The 22,808-nt window shown below is 59.5% G+C and carries 21 protein-coding genes; 11 read left to right on the forward strand and 10 right to left on the reverse strand.

The annotated features are described in order from the left end of the window. Nucleotides 1-198 precede the first annotated feature (198 nt). The 3 genes from AC1D1M_RS11515 to AC1D1M_RS11525 all read right to left on the reverse strand — a co-directional run bounded on the left by AC1D1M_RS11515 (nt 199) and on the right by AC1D1M_RS11525 (nt 3,230). Nucleotides 199-1,857 (reverse strand): cation acetate symporter, encoded by a 1,659-nt coding sequence (locus AC1D1M_RS11515; protein ID WP_477775726.1) that lies wholly within the window; start codon nt 1,855-1,857, stop codon nt 199-201. After that, entirely contained in the window at nt 1,854-2,165 is a 312-nt protein-coding gene (locus AC1D1M_RS11520; protein ID WP_477775727.1) for a DUF485 domain-containing protein, read from the reverse strand. Before AC1D1M_RS11520 ends, AC1D1M_RS11515 begins: the two co-directional genes overlap by 4 nt. A gap of 213 nt (nt 2,166-2,378) precedes the next feature. Beyond that, nucleotides 2,379-3,230 (reverse strand): glycine betaine ABC transporter substrate-binding protein, encoded by an 852-nt coding sequence (locus AC1D1M_RS11525; RefSeq protein ID WP_477775728.1) that lies wholly within the window; start codon nt 3,228-3,230, stop codon nt 2,379-2,381. A 287-nt stretch (nt 3,231-3,517) separates the two neighbouring features. Between AC1D1M_RS11525 and AC1D1M_RS11530 the strand changes: the two genes are divergently transcribed. Then, entirely contained in the window at nt 3,518-5,113 is a 1,596-nt protein-coding gene (locus AC1D1M_RS11530; RefSeq protein WP_477775729.1) for a glycoside hydrolase family 17 protein, read from the forward strand. A gap of 126 nt (nt 5,114-5,239) precedes the next feature. On the opposite strand, the gene AC1D1M_RS11535 is transcribed toward AC1D1M_RS11530, so the two are convergent. Further along, nucleotides 5,240-5,608 (reverse strand): hypothetical protein, encoded by a 369-nt coding sequence (locus AC1D1M_RS11535; protein WP_477775730.1) that lies wholly within the window; start codon nt 5,606-5,608, stop codon nt 5,240-5,242. A 225-nt stretch (nt 5,609-5,833) separates the two neighbouring features. Here AC1D1M_RS11535 and AC1D1M_RS11540 point away from each other — a divergent pair, with 225 nt between their 5' ends. Both AC1D1M_RS11540 and AC1D1M_RS11545 read left to right on the forward strand, forming a co-directional pair. After that, the gene (locus AC1D1M_RS11540) at nt 5,834-7,132 is read left to right on the forward strand and encodes a serine/threonine protein kinase (protein WP_477775731.1); all 1,299 of its coding nucleotides are present in this window, start codon (nt 5,834-5,836) and stop codon (nt 7,130-7,132) included. Beyond that, nucleotides 7,125-7,913 carry an MlaA family lipoprotein gene (locus AC1D1M_RS11545; RefSeq protein ID WP_477775732.1) on the forward strand — a complete coding sequence of 263 codons (789 nt, stop codon included), beginning with the start codon at nt 7,125-7,127 and terminating at the stop codon, nt 7,911-7,913. Before AC1D1M_RS11540 ends, AC1D1M_RS11545 begins: the two co-directional genes overlap by 8 nt. A 143-nt stretch (nt 7,914-8,056) precedes the next feature. Here the strand turns inward: AC1D1M_RS11545 and AC1D1M_RS11550 are convergent, their stop codons facing one another. Next, the gene (locus AC1D1M_RS11550; RefSeq protein WP_477775733.1) at nt 8,057-8,971 is read right to left on the reverse strand and encodes a DUF808 domain-containing protein; all 915 of its coding nucleotides are present in this window, start codon (nt 8,969-8,971) and stop codon (nt 8,057-8,059) included. 134 nt (nt 8,972-9,105) lie between these two features. On the opposite strand from AC1D1M_RS11550, the gene AC1D1M_RS11555 reads away from it, so the two are divergent. Beyond that, entirely contained in the window at nt 9,106-9,711 is a 606-nt protein-coding gene (locus tag AC1D1M_RS11555; RefSeq protein WP_477775734.1) for a TetR/AcrR family transcriptional regulator, read from the forward strand. A gap of 71 nt (nt 9,712-9,782) precedes the next feature. Here the strand turns inward: AC1D1M_RS11555 and AC1D1M_RS11560 are convergent, their stop codons facing one another. The 5 genes from AC1D1M_RS11560 to AC1D1M_RS11580 all read right to left on the reverse strand — a co-directional run bounded on the left by AC1D1M_RS11560 (nt 9,783) and on the right by AC1D1M_RS11580 (nt 14,102). Next, nucleotides 9,783-10,199, reverse strand: a complete 417-nt coding sequence (locus AC1D1M_RS11560) for an AraC-like ligand-binding domain-containing protein (RefSeq protein WP_477775735.1) — start codon at nt 10,197-10,199, stop codon at nt 9,783-9,785. 150 nt (nt 10,200-10,349) lie between these two features. Next, nucleotides 10,350-11,753, reverse strand: a complete 1,404-nt coding sequence (locus AC1D1M_RS11565) for an amino acid permease (RefSeq protein WP_477775736.1) — start codon at nt 11,751-11,753, stop codon at nt 10,350-10,352. Between the two features lie 98 nt (nt 11,754-11,851). Further along, nucleotides 11,852-12,706 (reverse strand): tryptophan 2,3-dioxygenase, encoded by an 855-nt coding sequence (kynA, locus tag AC1D1M_RS11570; protein ID WP_477775737.1) that lies wholly within the window; start codon nt 12,704-12,706, stop codon nt 11,852-11,854. After that, nucleotides 12,703-13,368, reverse strand: a complete 666-nt coding sequence (kynB, locus tag AC1D1M_RS11575) for an arylformamidase (protein WP_477775738.1) — start codon at nt 13,366-13,368, stop codon at nt 12,703-12,705. Before kynB ends, kynA begins: the two co-directional genes overlap by 4 nt. A gap of 293 nt (nt 13,369-13,661) precedes the next feature. Continuing rightward, nucleotides 13,662-14,102: a GlcG/HbpS family heme-binding protein gene (locus AC1D1M_RS11580; protein WP_007939170.1), complete on the reverse strand. Its 441-nt coding sequence runs from the start codon at nt 14,100-14,102 to the stop codon at nt 13,662-13,664. Between the two features lie 267 nt (nt 14,103-14,369). Here AC1D1M_RS11580 and gcl point away from each other — a divergent pair, with 267 nt between their 5' ends. The 7 genes from gcl to AC1D1M_RS11615 all read left to right on the forward strand — a co-directional run bounded on the left by gcl (nt 14,370) and on the right by AC1D1M_RS11615 (nt 22,778). Further along, a complete protein-coding gene (gcl, locus tag AC1D1M_RS11585; RefSeq protein ID WP_108218690.1) occupies nt 14,370-16,145 on the forward strand; it encodes a glyoxylate carboligase in 1,776 nt (591 codons plus the stop codon). A 58-nt stretch (nt 16,146-16,203) separates the two neighbouring features. After that, nucleotides 16,204-16,986 (forward strand): hydroxypyruvate isomerase, encoded by a 783-nt coding sequence (hyi, locus tag AC1D1M_RS11590; protein ID WP_477775739.1) that lies wholly within the window; start codon nt 16,204-16,206, stop codon nt 16,984-16,986. A 128-nt stretch (nt 16,987-17,114) separates the two neighbouring features. Continuing rightward, nucleotides 17,115-18,002 carry a 2-hydroxy-3-oxopropionate reductase gene (locus AC1D1M_RS11595; RefSeq protein ID WP_477775740.1) on the forward strand — a complete coding sequence of 296 codons (888 nt, stop codon included), beginning with the start codon at nt 17,115-17,117 and terminating at the stop codon, nt 18,000-18,002. A gap of 184 nt (nt 18,003-18,186) precedes the next feature. Next, nucleotides 18,187-19,467, forward strand: coding sequence for a glycerate kinase type-2 family protein (locus AC1D1M_RS11600; RefSeq protein WP_046037666.1), 1,281 nt, complete (start codon nt 18,187-18,189; stop codon nt 19,465-19,467). Next, nucleotides 19,457-20,872 (forward strand): pyruvate kinase, encoded by a 1,416-nt coding sequence (gene pyk, locus AC1D1M_RS11605; protein ID WP_150716449.1) that lies wholly within the window; start codon nt 19,457-19,459, stop codon nt 20,870-20,872. The genes AC1D1M_RS11600 and pyk overlap by 11 nt, the downstream gene beginning before the upstream one ends. A 145-nt stretch (nt 20,873-21,017) precedes the next feature. Beyond that, nucleotides 21,018-21,932 (forward strand): urea transporter, encoded by a 915-nt coding sequence (locus tag AC1D1M_RS11610; RefSeq protein WP_477775741.1) that lies wholly within the window; start codon nt 21,018-21,020, stop codon nt 21,930-21,932. A gap of 21 nt (nt 21,933-21,953) precedes the next feature. Then, entirely contained in the window at nt 21,954-22,778 is an 825-nt protein-coding gene (locus AC1D1M_RS11615; protein WP_046037669.1) for an ion transporter, read from the forward strand. The last annotated feature ends 30 nt before the right edge of the window (nt 22,779-22,808 follow it).

A 22,808-nucleotide genomic window follows, 5' to 3' on the forward strand; every position in this document is an offset into this window, starting at 1 on the left:
TTACCGCAGGAATGGATATGTACACGGTCAGCAAAAGACAGGCCGGCTGACAGGCCGCCATCGCGAGCAAGCTCGCTCCCACAGTAAATCGGGTACATCCGCAAAATTCAGGTCGATTAACGCACAATAAAAAAGTGCCCCGATCTCTCGACCGGAGCACTTCATAAAACATCGCTAGCTATATAAATGCATCAAGCCTTAGTGCGATACCGCCCCGCTCGCCCCAAGGCCAGTCTGAGAACGAACAAACTGCGGAAAGAACAGCGCCCGCTCATTGTCAGCCGCAGTGGACTTGTCGGTAACCGAGAAGAACCAGATCCCGATAAAGGCAATCATCATCGAGAACAGCGCCGGGTACTCATACGGGAAGATGGCCTTCTCGTGATGCAGGATCTGCACCCAGATGGTCGGACCAAGCACCATCAGGCCCACGGCACTGACCAGCCCCATCCAGCCGCCGATCATCGCACCGCGAGTGGTCAGCTTTTTCCAGTACATGGAAAGCAGCAGCACCGGGAAGTTGCAGCTTGCCGCGATGGAGAACGCCAGGCCCACCATGAACGCAATGTTCTGGCTCTCGAACAGGATACCCAGACCAATTGCCAGCACCGCCAAGGCGATGGTGGTGATTTTCGAGACGCGGATCTCGTCCTTCTCGTTGGCCTTGCCCTTCTTGATAACGCTGGCGTACAGGTCGTGGGACACCGCCGAAGCACCGGCCAGGGTCAGACCGGCAACCACTGCCAGAATGGTCGCGAACGCCACCGCCGAGATGAAGCCCAGGAAAATACTGCCGCCAACCGCGTTGGCCAGGTGCACCGCCGCCATGTTGTTACCGCCCAACAGCGCGCCGGCAGCGTCTTTAAAGGCCGGGTTGGTGCTGACCAGCAGGATCGCGCCGAAGCCGATGATGAAGGTCAGGATGTAGAAGTAGCCAATGAAGCCGGTTGCGTACAACACGCTCTTGCGAGCTTCCTTTGCATCGCTCACGGTGAAGAAGCGCATCAGGATGTGCGGCAGGCCAGCAGTACCGAACATCAGTGCCAGGCCAAGGGAGAACGCCGAGACCGGATCTTTCACCAGGCCGCCCGGGCTCATGATCGCTTCAGCTTTCGGGTGAACCTTGATCGCCTCGGAGAACAGCATATTGAAGTCGAAGTTGACGTGCTTCATCACCATCAGTGCCATGAAGGAAGCACCGGACAGCAGCAGGACTGCCTTGATGATCTGCACCCAGGTGGTCGCCAGCATGCCGCCGAACAACACGTACAGGCACATCAGAATACCGACCAGGATCACCGCAACGTGGTAATCGAGACCGAACAGCAACTGGATCAGCTTGCCGGCACCGACCATTTGCGCGATCAGGTAGAACGCCACCACCACCAGCGAACCGCAAGCGGACAGCGAGCGAATCTGGGTTTGCCCCAGGCGATAGGACGCCACGTCGGCAAAGGTGTATTTACCCAGGTTACGCAGGCGCTCGGCGATCAGGAACAGAATGATCGGCCAACCCACCAGGAAGCCGATCGAGTAGATCAGGCCGTCGTAGCCGGAGGTGAACACCAGCGCGGAAATACCCAGGAAGGACGCTGCCGACATGTAGTCACCGGCAATCGCCAGACCGTTCTGGAAACCGGTGATCTTGCCGCCAGCGGCGTAGTAGTCGGCCGCCGAATTATTACGCTTGGAAGCCCAGTAGGTGATGCACAGGGTGGCACCAACGAAGGCGACAAACATCAAGATCGCCGACACGTTAAGCGGTTGCTTCTGCACGGCACCGGTCAGGGCGTCTGCCGCCCAAGCGCCAGGCGCGAAAGCTGCGATGCTCAAAAGAGCCATTAGACGGCGGATCATTGCTGAGCCTCCTTGAGAATCGCATTGTTCAGGTCGTCGAATTCGCCGTTGGCGCGTCGCACGTAAATACCGGTCAGGACGAAAGCCGAAACAATCAGCCCGACACCGATCGGTATGCCCCAGGTAATCGAGGACTCAGGGCTGATTTTCGCCCCCAGCACCTGCGGCCCATAGGCAATCAGAAGGATGAATCCGGAGTAAAGCCCTAGCATGACCGCCGAAAGAATCCAGGCGAATCGTTCCCTCTTGCTAACCAGCTCCTTGAAGCGCGGGCTGTTTTGAATCGAGAGGTAAATGCTGTCGTTCATTGTTTTTATCCTCGCAGCACAGATTTAGTTGGAACGGTATCCACTCTATGCGGCTGCGGGGCAGGTTCCAGACGACCTTAGTCTTAGAACCCCTGTGGCGAGGGAGCTTGCTCCCTCGCCACACGAATAATTTGCAGAATCCAGAAACAACAAAGCCCGCCTGGCAATCGCTCCAGGCGAGCTTTTAATCCGCGACAAGCGCTTGATCGAGGTTTATTTAGTCCAGTCAGCCACACGCTCCGGGTGTTTGGCGATCCAATCCTTCGCCGCCGCTTCAGGCTTGGCACCATCCTGAATCGCCAGCATCACCTGACCGATTTCATCCTTGGATGCCCACTGGAAGTTCTTCAGGAACTTGGCCACTTCCGGCGCCTTGGCCTCCAGGCCTTTGCTGCCGATGCTGTTCACGGTTTCAGCCGCGCCGTACACGCCTTTCGAGTCTTCGAGGAAGCGCAGTTTCCACTTGGCGAACATCCAGTGCGGCACCCAGCCGGTCACTGCGATGGATTCGTTTTTCTTCTCGGCACGGGTCAGCTCGGCGATCATGCCGGCGCCGGAACTGGCCTTGAGTTGATAGCCGGTCAGGTCGTAGTCCTTGATGGCCTGATCGGTCTTGAGCATCACGCCTGAACCGGCGTCGATGCCGACGATGCGATTCTTGAAGCTGTCGTCGGTTTTCAGGTCCTCGATGGACTTGGCTTTAACGTACTCCGGCACGATCAGGCCGATTTTCGCGTCCTTGAAGTTCGGGCCGTAATCGACGACCTGATCCTTGTTCTTCGTCCAGTATTCGCCGTGGGTCACCGGCAGCCAGGCCGACAGCATGGCGTCGAGTTTGCCTGTAGCCACGCCCTGCCACATGATCCCGGTGGCAACGGCTTGCAGCTTCACGTCATAACCGAGTTTCTGCCTGATCACTTCGGCAGCCACGTTGGTCGTGGCGACACTGTCCGACCAGCCATCGACATAACCGATCGTCACTTCCTTCCCAGCGGCACTGGCCACGGTAGAACTGATCGCCAGCACCAAAGCGGCACCTGCGCCCAAGAGTCGTCGCATCTTCATCGTTACTTCCCCGAAAGTGCTGCACTCGACGGATGCCGAGTCGCTTAAACGTATTGTTATGGTGCCCAGCGCCCCCATCACGCCTCACCGCAAACTCGTCCGAACATCAGCGGAGTACTGACACGCCGATCATCAACCTGACGCTCATCGCGACCTGCTCTGCCAGCGACCTCAAGGCATCGAGAAACGACATCAGAAAGCCATTAATCCTCACCGCAACACCCCCCGCTGCCAATCCGCCCGAACTTTGCATGTCAAAATCATGCAGGCCACCAAGCACGCGGTAAATGCAGGTAACATGCGCCGCTTTGCTCCCACACGGCCTGACCATGTCCGCGACATCCCGCTTCCCTTTTGCTGCTTATCTATTCGCTTGCCTGCTCGGGCTGTTTGCCCTGGGCGGCTTCTGGTACGGCCTCGGTAAACCGGTGATATTGCCGGACGTGGCCAGCGCAACGCACAAGCTGCAATGCGCGTCCTACACGCCGTTCGACAAGGATCAATCGCCGTTCGACGTGCCATTCAACTTGCGCCCCGAGCGCATGGACGCCGACCTCACGCTGCTGGCGACCCGTTTCGAATGCATCCGCACCTATTCCATGACCGGCCTCGAGGCCCTGCCGGAGTTGGCGCGCAAGCACGGCTTGAAAATGATGATTGGCGCATGGGTGAACAGCAACCCGGTGGACACCGAGAAAGAAGTCGACCTGCTGATCGCCTCGGCCAACGCCAACCCGGATGTGGTGAGCGCGGTGATCGTCGGCAACGAAACCCTGCTGCGCAAGGAAGTCACCGGCGCACAATTGGCGACACTGATCAACAAGGTCAAAAGCCAGGTCAAACAGCCTGTCACTTATGCCGACGTCTGGGAGTTCTGGCTCAAGCACCCGGAAATCGCCCCCGCCGTGGACTTCCTGACCATCCACTTGCTGCCGTATTGGGAAGATGATCCGTCGAACATCGACGCCGCCCTGCGACATGTGGCCGAAGTGCGCCAAGTGTTCGGCAACAAATTCGCGCCAAAGGATGTACTGATCGGCGAAACCGGCTGGCCCAGCGAAGGTCGCCAGCGCGAAACGGCCCTGCCGAGTCGGGTCAACGAAGCCAGGTTCATTCGTGGATTTGTCGCCATGGCCGAGCAACAAGGCTGGCACTACAACCTGATCGAAGCCTTCGACCAGCCATGGAAACGCGCCAGTGAAGGAGCTGTCGGTGGTTACTGGGGACTGTTCGATGCAGATCGCCAGGACAAGGGCGTGCTGGCCGGGCCAGTGACAAACGTACCGTACTGGTCGCAATGGCTGGCGTTAGGCGGATTGATCTTCCTCGGTACCTTGCTGCTCGGTGGTCGGGTCCGCACGACACGCTCGGCGCTGGTACTGCCACTGCTCGGTGCATTGGCAGCCTGCTCGATTGGCGCCTGGGGCGATCTGGCACGGGTTACCACGCGTTTTACCAGTGAGTGGTTGTGGGTCGGATTGCTGACCGCTCTGAATTTTCTGGTGCTGACCCATGCTGCGCTGACATTGAGCCCTCGCAGCGGATGGCGTGGGCGGGCTTTCAACTTGCTGGAGCGCCGTGCTGGTTGGCTGGTGGCAACGGCAGGTTTCGCGGCGGCAGTGATGATGCTGGAGCTGGTGTTCGATCCACGCTATCGCAGCTTCCCGAGCGTCGCGTTCATCGTGCCGGCGCTGGTTTATCTGTGCCGTCCGGTGAGCGTGCCGCGTCGGGAGATTGCACTGCTGACCTTCATCATCGGCGCCGGCATTGCGCCGCAATTGTTCGGTGAAGGTTTGCAGAACCAGCAGGCCTGGGGTTGGACGCTGGTGAGTGTGTTGATGGTGGCTGCGTTGTGGCGTTGCTTGCGGGTTCGCAAGGTTTAACTCTTTAGCGACCCGAATGGCCTCATCGCGAGCAAGCTCGCTCCCACAGTAGACCTTCGGTGAACACAAAGTTTACGTGCGACAAAGATCAATTGTGGGAGCGAGCCTGCTCGCGATGACGGACTATCAGGCGCTCCGGGAAGCCCTGACCAACCGCAATCCCGCAATCACCACCGCCAACACCGCCAGCGTGGTGTTGTACAACGCCAGCGCCGGAAAGCCGAACACCAGCGCCAGCACCGCCAGCCACCAACCTGCCCGCCCCGGCACGACAAAGCCGATGATCGCCGCGCCCAACGCTGCCCAGCCCAGAACGCCGAAGTGGATCATCAGCCCCAGGTTCGAACGCACCTGGCATTCCCAGCGGCTTGCCTCATCCACACAAATGCCGACCCACTGAGCATCCTCCATGAAGCCATAACGCGCGCCATAACTGGCGGCCAGCCATACAGGCAGCAAAACAAGCAGCAGAATCACGGGCAGGCGGCGAGACATGGAGCACTCCAATTGGCGAAAAACGGCGGCCAGCTTAATCGCCCTTAAGCGTTTCGCAAGCGATAACATCTGTTAACTGGTCATTCAATCGCTGCAAAGTGTATCGTCCGGCTACTATTACTTCGAAATTAAGCCTGTTTGGTGCCGAGGGTTGGCACTTTGGCGCAGATCCGGTGGTCATAGCCTGCGAAATTCATTCGGCACCTTCTTCTAAGGGATTTAGTCATGCTCCGTTCCTTGCGCTTCGTCGCCCTGTTTGGCGGCCTTATATTGAGTGCGTCCGCACTGGCGGTCGACATTGACGCCGCCAGTTATGGCTACCCCCTGACCAACCCGTTCGAGGCGACCATCGCGACCACGCCGCCGGACCTGCGTCCGGAGTTGCCGCTGGACGATGACATCGATCAGACGGTGCGCAGCGTCACCTTGCGTCCGGAACGGGCGTTCGAATTGCCGGACAATTTCTGGGCGGTCAAGAAACTCGACTATCGCATTGCCACGCAGGATCACGCCGCGCCGCTGATTTTCCTGATCGCCGGCACCGGTGCACGTTATGACAGCAGCCTGAATGAATACCTGAAAAAGCTCTATTACAAAGCCGGCTACCACGTCGTGCAGTTGTCATCGCCCACCAGCTATGACTTCATGAGTTCCGCTTCACGCTTCGCCACGCCGGGCGTTTCCAAGGAAGACGCCGAAGACATGTACCGGGTGATGCAGGCCGTGCGGGCACAGAACCCGAAAGTGCCGGTCACCGATTACTACCTGACCGGGTACAGCCTGGGCGCACTGGATGCCGCATTCGTCGCGCACCTGGACGAAACCCGCCGCAGCTTCAACTTCAAGAAAGTCCTGCTGCTCAACCCGCCGGTCAACCTCTACACCTCGATCACCAACCTCGACAAGCTGGTCCAGACCGAGGTCAAGGGCATCAACAACAGCACCACGTTCTATGAACTGGTACTGAACAAACTGACCCGCTACTTCCAGCAGAAGGGCTACATCGACCTCAACGACGCCCTGCTCTACGATTTCCAGCAATCCAAACAGCACCTGACCAACGAACAGATGGCCATGCTGATCGGGACGTCGTTCCGCTTTTCGGCAGCCGACATTGCCTTCACTTCGGACCTGATCAACCGTCGCGGCCTGATCACCCCACCCAAGTTCCCGATCACCGAGGGCACCAGCCTCACGCCATTCCTCAAGCGTGCGCTGCAATGCGACTTCGACTGCTACATCACCGAACAAGTCATCCCGATGTGGCGCGCCCGCACCGACGGCGGCAGCCTGCTGCAGCTGATTGACCAGGTGAGCCTGTATGCGCTGAAGGACTACCTGCACGAAAGCCCGAAAATCGCTGTCATGCACAACGCCGATGACGTGATCCTCGGCCCTGGCGACCTGGGCTTCCTGCGCAGGACCTTCGGTGATCGCCTGACCGTTTACCCGTACGGCGGCCACTGCGGCAACATTAACTACCGCGTCAACAGCGACGCCATGCTGGAGTTCTTCCGTGGCTAAACATCTCCTGCTTTTCGCAGCGTTACTCTGTGCAGGCGTCGCCAATGCCGACAACAGCAAAGCCAACACCCCCGTGGTCGTCGACAGTGACGGCTTCAAGGAACCGCTGAGCAAACTCAAATTCAACCCGGGCCTGGACCAGCGCGAGTTCGAGCGTTCGACGCTCAGCGCACTGGCAGTCTACGATCCGCTGGAAGAGTGGAACCGGCGCGTCTATCACTTCAACTACCGCTTCGACCAATGGGTGTTTCTGCCGGTGGTCAATGGTTACCGCTACGTCACCCCGAGCTTCCTGCGCACTGGTGTCAGCAACTTCTTCAACAACCTCGGCGACGTGCCGAACCTGTTGAACAGCCTGCTGCAACTCAAGGGCCAGCGCTCACTGGAAACCACCGGACGTCTGCTGCTCAATACCACCATCGGCATCGCCGGCCTGTGGGATCCGGCCACCGCCATGGGCCTGCCGCGCCAAAGCGAAGACTTCGGCCAGACATTGGGCTTCTACGGCGTGCCGGGCGGCGCTTACTTCGTCCTGCCGATCCTCGGTCCGTCCAACCTGCGTGACACCGGCGGCCTGGCGGTGGATTACACGGCAGAGAATGCGATCAACTTCCTCAACGTTGCCGAAGTCAGCTCCAACCATCCGGAAGTCTGGATCCTGCGCAGCATCGACAAGCGCCACCAGACCACCTTCCGTTATGGCCAGTTGAACTCGCCATTCGAGTACGAGAAAGTGCGTTACGTGTACACCGAGGCGCGCAAGTTGCAGATCGCCGAGTAATTCGGCCACACAAAAACCTGTGGGAGCGAGCTTGCTCGCGATGGCGGTGTTTCAGTCAACTTAGATGTTGAATGATATGGCCTCATCGCGAGCAAGCTCGCTCCCACATTTGTTATGTATTGCTTGTAGAAAGAGTTCTGAATTCAACCCTTCAGGGCTTTCCAGATCTTGCTGACAGCCATGACGCCAACCAACACCGCCGCCCCTGCGACAATCCCCGCCACGCCATTGAGCAACACCGGCACGACAAATCCGCCACTACCCGCCGCCGCGCCAACACTTTCGATCCAGTGATGCACCACCGGCACACCGTGCGTGAGGATCCCGCCGCCCACCAGAAACATCGCCGCCGTACCAATCACCGACAGGCTTTTCATCATGTACGGTGCCGCACGCAGAATCCCGCCGCCGATGCTTTTCGCCATCTGCCCGGGCTTTTGGGTCAACCACAGGCCCAGGTCGTCGAGCTTGACGATACCCGCCACCAATCCGTACACGCCGACAGTCATAACAATGGCAATGCCAGAAAGCACGATGATTTGCTGGGTCAATGGAGCGCCGGCCACGGTGCCGAGGGTGATGGCGATGATTTCTGCCGAAAGAATGAAGTCGGTGCGGATCGCGCCTTTGATCTTGTCCTTTTCGAACGCCACCAGGTCGGTGGCCGGGTCGGCCACAGCCTCGACCAACTGCGCATGCTCGGCGACATCTTCAGCCTTGCTGTGCAGGAACTTGTGGGCGAGTTTTTCAAAGCCTTCGAAGCACAGATAGGCACCGCCGACCATCAACAGCGGTGTAACCAGCCACGGAGTGAACGCACTGATGGCCAGCGCCGACGGCACCAGGATCAATTTATTGATGAACGAACCCTTGGCGACCGCCCAGACCACCGGGATTTCCCGTTCGGCACGCACGCCGCTGACTTGCTGGGCGTTGAGTGCCAGGTCGTCACCGAGTACGCCGGCCGTTTTTTTGGCGGCCATTTGGGTCATCAATGACACATCGTCCAGCACGGCCGCGATATCGTCGATCAGTACCAGCAAACTGCTTCCTGCCATGAATCGGGTTTCCTTCTGCAATGAATGCGCAGCAGCATAGCGCGGCATCACGGGCTGCGGTGCATTCTTGAGCGCCGCGCGAGGCCGGTGATACCATGCGCAACCGCCAGAACAGGCAAGGAATCACCCGGTTTATGAGCACTATCCGCGAGCGCAACAAACAACTGATCCTGCGTGCCGCCAGTGAGGAATTCGCCGACAAAGGCTTCGCTGCGACCAAAACCAGCGACATCGCGGCCAAGGCCGGGCTGCCCAAGCCTAACGTCTACTACTACTTCAAATCCAAGGAAAACCTCTACCGCGAGGTCCTGGAAAGCATCATCGAGCCCATCCTGCAGGCCTCGACGCCGTTCAACGCCGACGGCGTGCCCAGCGAAGTGCTCAGTGGCTACATCCGCTCGAAAATCCGCATTTCCCGCGACCTGCCCTTCGCCTCCAAGGTGTTCGCCAGCGAAATCATGCACGGCGCCCCCCACCTGAGCAGCGATCTGGTCGAACAGCTCAATGGCCAGGCCAAACACAACATCGAGTGCATCCAGACCTGGATCGACCGCGGGCAAATCGCCCCCATCGACCCCAACCACCTGATGTTCAGCATCTGGGCCGCGACCCAGACCTACGCCGACTTCGACTGGCAGATCACCGCCATCACCGGCAAGGCCAGGCTGGATGAAGAAGATTACGAAGCGGCAGCGCAGACGATTATCCGGTTGGTGCTCAAGGGATGTGAGCCGGACTGATAGCGGCCCAGGATCAATGCCGACTCGGCAGTCCATGAAAACTGCCGGTCGGGATTGCATGTTTGCGCCCTCTAAACCTTCGGCAGCGGATTCAACGCCACGGCTGCCCCGGGTTTTCTGAAGAAGATCCAGTAGACAACCGTGAGGATCAGCAGGAAAGGCACACCGAATACCAAGGTCATTGTGAAGGCATCGGTGAAGTAGGTGGTGATCATCACCGCGCCCACCAACGGCAAACTCAGGCTGTAGCTACTGAAGTGTTCGGCGTCTTCGATATCGATGGTGACGTCGGTGCCATATGAGAGAGTGCCCAGGGTCGTGGCCATCGACTTGAACACATTGGCGCTGTGATGAAAGCGGATCCGCTCAGGCGTCGAAGTCTGGAGGCGGTGCGGCCCGCAGATACCAGACATCCAGTTCCTTGCACCCTCGAGGTCATAGTGATCGATACGAATGTCGCGAAACTGCGGATCAGCGTTGCTACTCATCACGACGCACCCACGGCAATATTTTTCAGCGCGCTCTGATAGCGCGTATCAGGCTTGAAAAGAGCAGGTTCCACGCCACAAAACGGCTGTTTTATCCGTTTAAAAAGCCCCGTCACTCATTGAATGTCGGGGCTTTTGTCAGCGGGAAGGCTATTGAACCAACGGCAAGGCCCGATCCTTGGCCATACGCATCCGGTAAAAGCTGAAGATGATCAACACCCACACCGGTATGGCGAAGACTGAAGCGCGTATCCCTGGAATCATCAGCATGACGCAGACGATCATGGCCATGAAGGCCAGGCACAGGTAATTGCTGTAGGGAAACCAGAACGCCTTGAAGCCCGGCACGATGCCTCGCTGGCCCATGATTTTGCGAAATTTCAGGTGCGTCAGGCTGATCATCGCCCAGTTGATCATCAGCGATGCGACCACCAGTGCAAAGAGCAACTCAAGCGCTTCATGGGGGGCGAGGTAGTTAACCAGCACGGACAGCATGGTGATCAACGCAGATACGCCCAGCGCCAGTAGAGGCACGCCCTGCTTGTTCAGTTTCATCAGCGCCTTGGGCGCGTTGCCCTGTTCGGCCAGGCCATAGAGCATGCGGCTGTTGCAGTAGACGCCACTGTTATAGACAGAGAGCGCCGCGGTGAGCACCACGAAATTGAGGATGTGCGCTGCGGTGTCGCTGCCGATCAAGGAGAAGATCTGCACGAACGGGCTGCCGCCATAGGCATCGCCCGAAGCGCCCAGTGTCTGTAGCAGTTGATCCCACGGATACAGCGATAGCAACACGGTGAGTGCGCCGACGTAGAAGATCAGCACGCGATAAACCACCTGGTTGATCGCCTTGGGAATCACTTTTCCCGGCTCGCTGGCTTCAGCGGCGGTGATGCCGACCAGCTCCAGACCGCCGAAGGAGAACATGATGAACGCCATGGACATCAGCAATCCGGTGGTGCCGTTGGGAAAGAAGCCGCCGTGACTCCACAGATTGCTGACCGAGGCCTGCGGGCCGCCCGTTCCGCTGAACAACATGTAGCAGCCCAGGGCAATCATGCCAATGATCGCTACGACCTTGATGATTGCAAACCAGAACTCCATCTCGCCGAAGACTTTGACGTTCATCATATTGATCAAATTGACCAGGACGAAGAACACCGCCGCGCTGACCCAGGAGGGGACTTCCGGCCACCAGAACTGCACGTACTTGCCGACAGCCGTCAACTCTGCCATGCCCACCAGCACATACAGCACCCAGTAATTCCAGCCGGACAGAAAGCCGGCATAGCCGCCCCAGTACTTGTGGGCAAAATGACTGAAGGAGCCGGCCACCGGTTCCTCGACAATCATCTCGCCCAACTGGCGCATGATCAGAAAGGCGATGAACCCGGCAATCGCATAGCCGAGGATCATCGACGGCCCGGCCGATTTGAGTACTCCGGCAGAGCCGAGAAACAACCCGGTACCTATCGCTCCGCCCAATGCGATCAGCTGAATATGACGATTTTTCAGCCCTCGCTTGAGCTCGCCTTGTCGCAAGATTTCATCCGCCATCTGATTACCTTCTAATTGTTATGGTCAGGCATGGTTTGAATGCATCAATTTATTCAATTGCCGCTCGGTTTAAGCGTTCAGACATTACTCTCGGTAAATTAGAGAGTTGAGCGCACTCGCCACAACTCCGGGAACAGCACGGTATCGAGCATCTTGCGCAGATAACCGACACCTTCTGTGCCACCGGTCCCTGGTTGAAAGCCGATGATCCGCTCGACCGTGGTCACATGCCGGAAGCGCCATTGCCGGAACGAATCCTCAAGGTCGATGAGTTTCTCCGCCAACTGATAGAGATCCCAATAACGCGAAGGGTCGGTGTAGACCTCGCGCCAGGCTGCTTCGACCGACGCGTCATGCGCCGTCGGACTGGTCGGATCGCGCTCGAATCGCTGTGGGTCAATGGTCAAGCCCGCGCTGACCATCAAGCGAATCGCCTCGTCATACAGTGACGGTGTGGCGATCGCCTTTTCAAGCGACTGCAACAGTTCCGGCCGATGCGCATGGGGGCGCAACAGGGTCGCGCTTTTGTTGCCCAGAATGAATTCGATCTCGCGGTACTGGAACGACTGGAAGCCCGATGACTGCCCCAGAAACGGCCGTATCGCGTGGTACTCGGTGGGTGTCATGGTGGCCAGCACTGTCCAGGCATGCACCAGTTGATCAAAAATCCGCGAGACCCGCGCCAGCATCTTGAAAGCGGGCGGCAACTCTCCCAATCGAATGTGTTCACGGGCGGCTTTGAGCTCGTGCAGCATCAGCTTCATCCACAGCTCTGACGTCTGATGCTGGATGATGAACAGCATCTCGTTATGGTCCGGAGATAACGGGTGCTGTGCGCTGAGAATGCGCCCCAGATCCAGGTAGTCGCCGTAGCTCATGGATTCGGAAAAATTCAGCTCGGCGTTATGCCATTCTTCCGTCTGGTTTGCAGGTGAATAGGGGCATTGGCTCATTGAGTCGGCTCCTCAAGTGGCGGTTTATTCAGTGGACGTAAAATCGCCCTGACCGGACTGGCGTCCAGATGGGCAAAACGCAGCGGCAGCGYGATCAATTCATAGTCCCCTTCCGGGACGTCATCAAGCACGATGCCCTCGAGGATGGCCATGCCATGTCGGGCTACGGCATTGTGCGAATCCATGGTTTTTGATTGCTGAGGGTCCAGCGACGGCGTATCGATACCGATCAAGCGCACACCGAGGCTCGCCAGCAGGTCGACGGTTTCTTTGGCGACTGCGGTGAAATCCGGATCCCAGGAGCTCAACGGCGCTTGTCGCCAGGTGCGCAGCAGCACCCGTTCAGGCAGGTCTTGCAAGCGACCTTCAAGCTGCCCGGGGTGCACCAGCCGGCCGCTGTTCAGGCAATGCAGCACACGGCAAGGCCCCATATAGACATCGAGTGACACATCGCCAATGGCCGCGCCATCAGCGCTGTAATGCAGCGGCGCGTCGACATGGGCACCCGTGTGAGGCGACAGGGTGATACGCCCGACATTCACCGGACACTCGGGTCCGAAGCTCCACACGCGCTCTTCCTGAAAAGGTGTGTCACCCGGCCAGGTAGGTGTAGCGGTGCTCAAAGGCGGGCTGATATCCCACCACGATAGTGTTGTTTTCATTGCAAAGCTCTCGGCTTGTTCCGAGAGAATGATACGAGTGATACCTGTGAATATTCTTGCGAAAATATTCGGCAACACCCAAATGTTTCGCACAAAATTCTAAAAAATCGGAATTTACCGGATGGAAATTTCAACGGGAAAAGCAGGCAGCTAAAAAGCTGTTCTGGGGCGAAAGTGCGCAGGAAAGTAGTTCGCGAATGGCTGCGCGAAATGGCGCAGACTTTTAGCTGGATGAGTCTGGGAGATTGCTTTCGCGAGCAAGCCCGCGAAAGCGGTAAATCAGACGCCGAAGATCAACCAGCCACCCCCGCATCCGCCTTCAACCCCTGCCCCTCGATCGCGCGGATCGCACATTGCTCATCGACATCAGACAGATCTCCACTGATACCGACCGCCCCCAACACAGTCCCGTCTTGATCCCGAACCAATACGCCGCCCGGCACCGGGACGACGCTGCCCTGCCCCAGGCTATTCAGCGCAGCGAAGAAGGCCGGGCGTTGCTGGGCGTCCTGTGCCAGCAGGCGTGAGCCCTTGCCCAGGGCAATCGCGCCCCAGGCCTTGCCGATGGCGATCTGCGGGCGCAGCAGGCTGGCGCCGTCTTCCCGTTGCAGCGTAATCAGGTGCCCGCCGGCATCCAGTACTGCAACGGTCAATGGCGCGGCAGAGATCGCCCGCCCCGCGGTGATGGCCTGATCGGCCAGGTTGACTGCGACTTTCAAGGTTAAAGCGCTCATGGTGCCGTCCTCATTTTGTTATAGGGAAAGCCGTTGGACTGCTTTGTGTTGCGCGGCCCGATGCAACAAATAGAACACAATGAATTATTTTTTTGTATACAATAATTCTCGAAAGGCGCCACATGCGACGAAAAGCCACAGTAGATTGGCCTTCCGACGAATGAAACAAGCGCTTGAGAAAATGGATTGACCTGCGCCGTCCGCCGTGAATACACTCTGCGCAAAGCCACTTGTATACAATTACAAAACGTAAAGAGGCACAAAACCATGAGCAAAATGAGAGCAATCGAAGCCGCCGTTCTGGTGATGCGCCGTGAAGGGGTCGATACCGCTTTTGGCATCCCGGGTGCCGCCATCAACCCGCTGTACTCCGCCCTGCAAAAGGTCGGCGGCATCGATCACGTACTCGCTCGCCACGTTGAAGGCGCCTCGCACATGGCCGAGGGCTACACCCGCACCAAGGCCGGCAACATCGGCGTGTGCATCGGTACTTCCGGCCCTGCCGGCACCGACATGGTCACCGGGCTCTACAGCGCCTCGGCCGACTCGATTCCAATCCTCTGCATCACAGGGCAAGCACCCCGCGCCCGTATGCACAAGGAAGACTTCCAGGCTGTCGATATCACCACCATCGTCAAGCCAGTCACCAAGTGGTCGACCACCGTCATGGAACCGGGCCAGGTGCCTTACGCGTTCCAGAAGGCTTTCTATGAAATGCGCTCCGGCCGTCCAGGCCCGGTGCTGATCGACCTGCCGTTCGACGTGCAGATGGCTGAAATCGAATTCGACATCGACGCCTACCAGCCGCTGCCATTGGCCAAGCCGAGCGCTACCCGCGTTCAGGTTGAAAAAGCCCTGGCCATGCTGGACCAGGCCGAGCGTCCATTACTGGTGGCCGGTGGCGGCATCATCAACGCCGATGCCAGCGACTTGCTGGTGGAGTTCGCCGAGCTGACCGGCATTCCGGTGATCCCGACCTTGATGGGCTGGGGCACCATTCCAGACGATCACCCGCTGATGGTGGGCATGGTTGGCTTGCAGACTTCGCACCGCTACGGCAACGCAACCATGCTCAAGTCCGACGTGGTTCTGGGCGTGGGCAACCGTTGGGCCAACCGTCACACCGGTTCGGTTGACGTGTACACCGAAGGCCGCAAGTTCATTCACGTCGACATCGAACCGACCCAGATCGGCCGCGTGTTCACCCCGGACCTGGGCATCGTTTCCGACGCCGCTGCCGCGCTGACCGTGTTCATCGAAGTCGCTCGCGAATGGCAAGCCGCCGGCAAGCTGAAGAACCGCAGCGCCTGGCTGCAAGACTGCCAACAGCGCAAAGCCAGCCTGCAGCGCAAGACTCACTTCGACAATGTGCCGGTAAAACCACAGCGCGTTTACGAAGAGATGAACCAGGTGTTCGGCAAAGACACCTGCTACGTCAGCACCATCGGTCTGTCGCAGATTGCCGGCGCGCAGTTCCTGCACGTCTACAAGCCGCGCCACTGGATCAACTGCGGTCAGGCAGGCCCGTTGGGCTGGACCATTCCGGCAGCGCTGGGCGTGGTCAAGGCTGATCCGAACCGTAAAGTCGTGGCCCTGTCGGGGGACTATGACTTCCAGTTCATGATCGAGGAATTGGCGGTGGGGGCGCAGTTCAAGCTGCCGTACATCCACGTCGTGGTGAACAACTCGTACCTGGGTCTGATCCGTCAGGCGCAGCGCGGGTTCGACATGGACTACTGCGTGCAGCTGTCCTTCGACAACCTGAACGCCCCGGAACTCAACGGTTACGGTGTGGACCACGTCGCAGTTGCCGAAGGCCTCGGTTGCAAGGCACTGCGTGTGTTCGAACCGGCTCAGATCCAGCCTGCCCTGCGCAAGGCCCAGGAGCTGATCGAAGAGTTCAAGGTTCCAGTGATTGTCGAGATCATCCTGGAGCGTGTGACCAACATTTCCATGGGTACCGAGATCAACGCCGTCAACGAATTCGAAGACCTGGCGCTGGTCGGCGACGACGCACCGACCGCGATTTCGTTGCTGGATTAACTGCTATCGATCGTTCCCGCACAGAGTGCGGGAACGACAACCTTAACGGGAGACCACCATGCCGCGTTTCGCAGCCAACCTGTCCATGCTGTTCACCGAACAGGACTTTCTCGCCCGTTTCGAAGCGGCCGCCAAGGCCGGCTTCAGTGGTGTCGAATACCTGTTCCCGTACGACTTCAGCTCCGCCGAAATCAAGGCCCAGCTCGACGCCAACGGTCTGACCCAAGTGCTGTTCAACCTGCCGGCCGGTGACTGGGCCAAAGGCGAGCGGGGTATCGCCTGCCTGCCGGACCGCGTTGAAGAATTCCGCGCCGGTGTCGACCTGGCCATCGCCTACGCACAAGTACTGGGCAACACCCAGGTCAACTGCCTGGCCGGTATCCGCCCACAAGGCGTCGACGATGCCACCGTGGAAAAAACCTTCGTCGCCAACCTCAAGTACGCAGCCGACAAGCTGCAAGCGGCGGGTATCAAGCTGGTGATGGAAGCGATCAACACCCGTGACATTCCAGGTTTCTACCTGAACAACACGGCGCAAGCCCTGTCGATTCGCGAGCAGGTCGGCAGCGCCAACCTGTTCCTGCAGTACGACATCTACCACATGCAAATCATGGAAGGCGATCTGGCCCGCACCCTGCAATCGCACCTGGGCGAGATCAACCATGTGCAGCTCGCGGACAACCCGGGGCGCAACGAACCAGGTACCGGTGAAATCAACTACCGCTTCCTGTTCGAACACCTGGACCGTATCGGTTATCAGGGTTGGGTCGGTTGCGAATACAAGCCGCTGACCACCACTGAAGCGGGCCTGGGCTGGTTGAAAACCCATAACGCGATCTGACAAACACATGACCCTGTAGGAGCTGCCGAAGGCTGCGATCTTTTGATCTTGACCTTCAAAAGCAAAATCAAAAAATCGCAGCCTGCGGCAGCTCCTACGGCTGTTTATAAAAACAAGAGGATTTTCTCATGGCTAAAATCGGATTTATCGGCACCGGCATCATGGGCCACCCAATGGCGGCGAACCTGCAGAAAGCCGGTCACAGCCTGTTCCTGTCGGCCCACCACGACCCTGCGCCTGCCGACCTGGTCGCCGCTGGCGCCGTTGCCCTGGCGAACCCGAAAGAAGTCGCCCAGGAAGCTGAATTCATCATCGTCATGGTGCCGGATACCCCGCAGGTCGATGACGTGCTGTTCCGCGCCGACGGCATTGCTGCTGGCGTGGGCAAGGGCAAAGTCGTCATCGACATGAGCTCGATCTCGCCGACCGCCACCAAGGCTTTCGCGGCAAAAATCAACGAAAAAGGCGCGCAATACCTCGACGCCCCGGTATCTGGCGGTGAAGTCGGCGCCAAGGCTGCGACCCTGAGCATCATGGTCGGCGGCGATGCCGACGCCTTCGAACGCGCCCTGCCGCTGTTCCAGGCCATGGGCAAGAACATCACCCTGGTCGGTGGCAACGGCGACGGTCAAACCGCCAAGGTGGCCAACCAGATCATCGTGGCCCTGAACATCCAGGCCGTGGCTGAAGCCCTGCTGTTCGCTTCGAAAAACGGTGCCGATCCGGCCAAGGTGCGTGAAGCACTGATGGGCGGTTTCGCGTCCTCGAAGATCCTCGAAGTGCACGGCGAGCGCATGATCAAGGGCACCTTCGATCCAGGTTTCCGCATCAGCCTGCACCAGAAGGACCTGAACCTGGCCCTGCAAGGCGCCAAGGAGCTGAACATCAACCTGCCGAACACCGCCAACACCCAGCAAGTGTTCAGTACCTGCGCGGCCATCGGTGGCAGCAACTGGGACCACTCGGCGCTGATCAAGGGTCTGGAACACATGGCGAACTTCTCGATTCGCAAGTAGGAGCTGCCGAAGGCTGCGATCTTTTGATCTTGATCTGACATCTCTCCGCATACAGCGTTATCCGCAACAAGATCGCAGCCTGCGGCAGCTCCTACAGGATCCGGTTCATCCCACCAAATGGGTAACCGACCCAGAGTTGCCGCAGGTTGCGTTCCCCCAATAACAAGAATTCCGGGAGCCCGCCATGTCGGTCGATCCGCAACAATTGCTGCGCGAGCTGTTTGCCACAGCCATCGACGCGGCGCATCCGCAACAAGTCCTCGAAGCCCATTTGCCTGCCGACCGCAGCGGTCGCGTGATCGTCATCGGCGCCGGCAAAGCCGCCGCTGCCATGGCCCAGGTGGTCGAGCGCTGCTGGCAGGGTGAAGTCTCCGGCCTGGTGGTGACCCGCTACGGTCACGGCGCACCTTGCGAAAAAATCGAAGTGGTCGAAGCCGCGCATCCGGTACCGGACGCTGCAGGTCTGGCCGTGGCCAAGCGTGTGCTGGAACTGGTCAGCGACCTGAGTGAAAACGACCGCGTGATCTTCCTGCTCTCCGGTGGTGGCTCTGCCCTGCTGGCACTGCCGGCCGAAGGCATCACCCTGGCCGACAAGCAGTCGATCAACAAAGCCCTGCTCAAGTCCGGCGCCACCATTGGCGAGATGAACTGCGTACGCAAGCACCTCTCGGCGATCAAGGGCGGCCGCCTGGGCAAAGCCTGCTGGCCTGCCACGGTCTACACCTATGCGATTTCCGATGTACCGGGCGACCTCGCCACGGTCATCGCCTCCGGCCCTACCGTGGCCGACCCGAGCACGTCGGCCGAAGCGCTGGCGATCCTCAAACGCTACGCCATCGAGGTTCCGGCTTCGGTGCGCACCTGGCTGCAAAGCCCCGAATCGGAAACCGTCAAACCCGGTGACCCGAGCCTGGCCCGCAGTCATTTCCAGTTGATCGCCCGCCCGCAGCAATCCCTTGAAGCGGCGGCGGTGAAATGCCGTCAGGCCGGGTTCAGTCCGCTGATCCTCGGCGACCTCGAAGGCGAATCCCGCGAGGTGGCGAAAGTCCACGCCGGCATCGCACGACAGATCGTCCTGCACGGCCAGCCGCTGGCGGCGCCCTGTGTGATTCTCTCCGGCGGCGAAACCACCGTCACCGTGCGCGGCAATGGCCGTGGCGGGCGCAATGCCGAGTTTCTGCTGAGCCTGACCGACAGCCTCAAGGGCCTGCCCGGCGTGTTCGCGCTGGCCGGCGACACCGATGGCATCGACGGTTCCGAAGACAACGCCGGCGCGATCATGACCCCGGACAGCTACGCCCGCGCCGCCGCATTGGGTCTGAGCGCCAGCGACGAGTTGGACAACAACAACGGTTACGGCTACTTCGAGGCACTCGACGCGCTGATCGTCACCGAGCCGACCCGTACCAACGTCAACGACTTCCGCGCCATTCTGATCCTTGAGAGCACTAAACATGACGCCTGACAAAAAGGTCAAAATCCTCGCCACCCTCGGTCCGGCCACCGATGGCATCGACGCCATCCGTGAGCTGGTGCTGGCCGGGGTCAACATCTTCCGCCTGAACTTCAGCCATGGCGATCACGCCGACCACGCCCAGCGTTTTCAGTGGATCCGTGAAGTCGAGCGCCAGCTGAATTATCCATTGGGCATCCTGATGGACCTGCAAGGCCCGAAACTGCGGGTCGGCAAGTTCGCCGAAGGCAAGGTGCAACTGGTACGCGGCCAGGCTTTGCGCCTGGACCTCGATGCCACCCCGGGCGATGAGCGCCGGGTCAACCTGCCCCACCCGGAAATCATCGCCGCGCTGGAGCCGGGCATGGACCTGCTGCTGGACGACGGCAAGCTGCGTCTGCGGGTGGTGACCAAGTACGCCGACGCCATCGACACCACCGTGCTCAATGGCGGCGAACTGTCAGACCGCAAAGGCGTGAACGTTCCACAAGCGGTGCTCGACCTGAGCCCGCTGACCGCCAAGGATCGCCGCGACTTGACCTTCGGTCTGGAGCTTGGGGTGGACTGGGTAGCGCTGTCGTTCGTGCAACGTCCCGATGACATCCGCGAAGCCCGCTCCCTGATCGGCGACAAGGCGTTCCTGATGGCCAAGATCGAGAAGCCCTCGGCCGTCGAACAACTGCGCGAGATCGCCGAACTGAGCGATGCGATCATGGTCGCCCGTGGTGACCTGGGCGTGGAAGTGCCGGCCGAAAGCGTGCCGCAAATTCAGAAGAACATCATCAGCACCTGCCGCCAGCTCGGCAAACCGGTGGTGGTGGCGACGCAGATGCTGGAGTCGATGCGCTTCTCACCGGCGCCAACCCGCGCCGAAGTCACCGATGTCGCCAACGCCGTGGCCGAAGGTGCGGACGCGGTGATGCTGTCGGCGGAAACCGCCTCCGGCGAATACCCGCTCGAAGCCGTGCAGATGATGAGCAAGATCATCCGCCAGGTGGAAAACGGTCCGGACTATCAGACTCAACTCGACGTCAGCCGACCGAAAGCCGAGGCCACCGTTTCCGACGCGATCAGCTGCGCCATTCGCCGCATCAGTAACGTGCTGCCGGTGGCGGTGCTCGTCAATTACAGCGAGTCCGGCGCGTCGAGCCTGCGTGCGGCGCGGGAGCGGCCGACGGTGCCGATCCTCAACCTGACACCGAACCTGCAGACCGCCCGTCGCCTGAGCGTGGCGTGGGGTGTGCACTCGGTGGTCAACGATCGCCTGCGTCAGGTCGATGAAGTCTGCTCCACAGCGCTGGAGATCGCCCAGGCCCAGGGCATGGCGCAGCGTGGCGACACGTTATTGATCACCGCCGGTGTGCCGTTTGGGCAGCCGGGGTCGACTAACTCTTTGCGTATCGAGACATTGATCTAGCGCCCATACCGGCCTCATCGCGAGCAAGCTCGCTCCCACATTGGTTTTGTGTCGTTCACAGAACCAAGACTGAACAAAGATTCAGTGTGGGAGCGAGCTTGCTCGCGATGCAGGCAACTCGGTCCCACTGACCTTCAGAACTGCCATGCCTGCCAATCACTTCAACACCCACTGCCCCGACTGGGCCGAAGCATTGCTCAACGGCTTCAGCCAGATCTTTCTCCAGCGCAATCCGCTGTGCGGCCTGCTGTGCGTCCTGGCCATTTTGTTCACTGCGCCCGCCTTGCTCGGCGGCGCCTTGCTCGGCGGTGTCGCCGGGCTGCTCACCGCGCAACGTCGCAACTATGCCAAGGCTGATCGTCAGGCCGGGTTGTTCAGCTACAACGGCGTCCTGCTCGGACTGTTACTGAGCCTGTATTTCCCCTGGTCGGCGATGATGCCGCCACTGATTCTGGCCGCCGGTGGCCTGAGTGCAATGATCACCCAGCAGTGGCTCAAGCGCGTCCGGTTCAGCCAATGCCTGCCGGCCTACACCGCGCCCTTCGTCGGACTGGGCTGGTTGCTGCTGTGCTTCGCCACGCCCTCGACTGAGCCGCACTTGATCGAAGTCAGCACCCTGAACATGCTCGCCGCGCCACTCAAAGGCCTCGGCCAAGTGATGTTCCTCGGTCATCCGCTGGCCGGTGCGATGATTGCCGCCGGTTTGCTGATCGCTGATCGCCGCGCATTCTGCTGGGCGTTGTTGGCGTCTGTCGCGGGCATGGGCTGGAGCCTGCTGCACCACGACTTCTATACCGCGCTGCTCGGCCTAGGTGGCTATAACGCCGTACTCGCCGCCCTCGCCTTCAGCTCGCAGCGTCGCCAACCGTGGCTGCCGCTGATTGGCATCGGCCTGGCGTTGCTGCTGACTCCGGTGTTTGCCGCCATCGGTCTGCCCACGCTGACCGCGCCGTTCATTCTTGCCGGCTGGCTGATCCGCAGCGTTGTGCAAATGCTCGGCAAAGCCACGGTCGACAGCGCGCCTTGCGCTCCCGGGGAGAATCAACCTAGGCTGCGCTGATTTGCGGCCAAGGCGATGTGCATGAACAGCAACGACACGTGGCGTAATCGCCTGTACGTGATTATTTTCCAGACCGACACCGTCGCCGGTCGACGCTTCGACTCCACCCTGCTGCTGATCATCCTCGCCAGCCTGGTGGTGGTGATTCTGGACAGCATCGATGACGTCCACCAGAATTACGCCAGCCTGCTGGCGTACATCGAGTGGGGCTTCACGGTGATCTTCCTCGGCGAGTACATCCTGCGCCTGTACTGCTCGCCAAAACCGCTGCACTACGCGTTCAGCTTCTATGGGCTGGTGGATCTGCTGGCCATCGTGCCCGGCATCCTCGCGCTGTATTACAGCGATGCCCAGTACCTGCTGATCATCCGGGTGATCCGGATGCTGCGGATCTTCCGCGTGCTCAAGCTCGGTCCTTATCTCAAACAAGCCCATTACCTGCTCGATGCCTTGCGCGGCAGCAAGCAGAAAATCCTCGTGTTCCTGCTCAGCGTCTGCACGCTGGTCATCGTGTTCGGCACCCTGATGTATGTGGTCGAAGGCCCGCAACATGGCTTCACCAGCATTCCCAAGGGCATTTACTGGGCTATCGTCACCCTTACCACCGTCGGTTACGGCGACATCGTGCCCAAGACCGCACTGGGCCAGGTCATCTCGTCGATGGTGATGATCACCGGTTACTCGATCATCGCCGTGCCCACCGGGATCTTCACCGCCGAACTGGCCACGGCCATGCGTGGCGGCCAGTTGCATCGCGACTGCCCGGTGTGTGCCAAGGACAGCCATGAACCCGAGGCGTCGTTCTGCTCGCGTTGTGGCAATGCATTGTTCAAAAAACTGGAATAAGCAAAGAGCTTTTTAATCTTTAAAGGACTA

The organism is Pseudomonas sp. P1_F7 (assembly GCF_056405655.1).

Bases quoted from the DNA above. Each gene is read 5' to 3' on its own strand.
- AC1D1M_RS11515 (WP_477775726.1), bottom strand. From the start codon at position 1,857: ATGATCCGCCGTCTAATGGCTCTTTTGAGCATCGCAGCTTTCGCGCCT.
- AC1D1M_RS11520 (WP_477775727.1), bottom strand. From the start codon at position 2,165: ATGAACGACAGCATTTACCTCTCGATTCAAAACAGCCCGCGCTTCAAG.
- AC1D1M_RS11525 (WP_477775728.1), bottom strand. From the start codon at position 3,230: ATGAAGATGCGACGACTCTTGGGCGCAGGTGCCGCTTTGGTGCTGGCG.
- AC1D1M_RS11530 (WP_477775729.1), top strand. From the start codon at position 3,518: ATGCAGGTAACATGCGCCGCTTTGCTCCCACACGGCCTGACCATGTCC.
- AC1D1M_RS11535 (WP_477775730.1), bottom strand. From the start codon at position 5,608: ATGTCTCGCCGCCTGCCCGTGATTCTGCTGCTTGTTTTGCTGCCTGTA.
- AC1D1M_RS11540 (WP_477775731.1), top strand. From the start codon at position 5,834: ATGCTCCGTTCCTTGCGCTTCGTCGCCCTGTTTGGCGGCCTTATATTG.
- AC1D1M_RS11550 (WP_477775733.1), bottom strand. From the start codon at position 8,971: ATGGCAGGAAGCAGTTTGCTGGTACTGATCGACGATATCGCGGCCGTG.
- AC1D1M_RS11555 (WP_477775734.1), top strand. From the start codon at position 9,106: ATGAGCACTATCCGCGAGCGCAACAAACAACTGATCCTGCGTGCCGCC.
- AC1D1M_RS11560 (WP_477775735.1), bottom strand. From the start codon at position 10,199: ATGAGTAGCAACGCTGATCCGCAGTTTCGCGACATTCGTATCGATCAC.
- AC1D1M_RS11565 (WP_477775736.1), bottom strand. From the start codon at position 11,753: ATGGCGGATGAAATCTTGCGACAAGGCGAGCTCAAGCGAGGGCTGAAA.
- kynA (WP_477775737.1), bottom strand. From the start codon at position 12,706: ATGAGCCAATGCCCCTATTCACCTGCAAACCAGACGGAAGAATGGCAT.
- AC1D1M_RS11580 (WP_007939170.1), bottom strand. From the start codon at position 14,102: ATGAGCGCTTTAACCTTGAAAGTCGCAGTCAACCTGGCCGATCAGGCC.
- gcl (WP_108218690.1), top strand. From the start codon at position 14,370: ATGAGCAAAATGAGAGCAATCGAAGCCGCCGTTCTGGTGATGCGCCGT.
- hyi (WP_477775739.1), top strand. From the start codon at position 16,204: ATGCCGCGTTTCGCAGCCAACCTGTCCATGCTGTTCACCGAACAGGAC.
- AC1D1M_RS11595 (WP_477775740.1), top strand. From the start codon at position 17,115: ATGGCTAAAATCGGATTTATCGGCACCGGCATCATGGGCCACCCAATG.
- AC1D1M_RS11600 (WP_046037666.1), top strand. From the start codon at position 18,187: ATGTCGGTCGATCCGCAACAATTGCTGCGCGAGCTGTTTGCCACAGCC.
- pyk (WP_150716449.1), top strand. From the start codon at position 19,457: ATGACGCCTGACAAAAAGGTCAAAATCCTCGCCACCCTCGGTCCGGCC.
- AC1D1M_RS11610 (WP_477775741.1), top strand. From the start codon at position 21,018: ATGCCTGCCAATCACTTCAACACCCACTGCCCCGACTGGGCCGAAGCA.
- AC1D1M_RS11615 (WP_046037669.1), top strand. From the start codon at position 21,954: ATGAACAGCAACGACACGTGGCGTAATCGCCTGTACGTGATTATTTTC.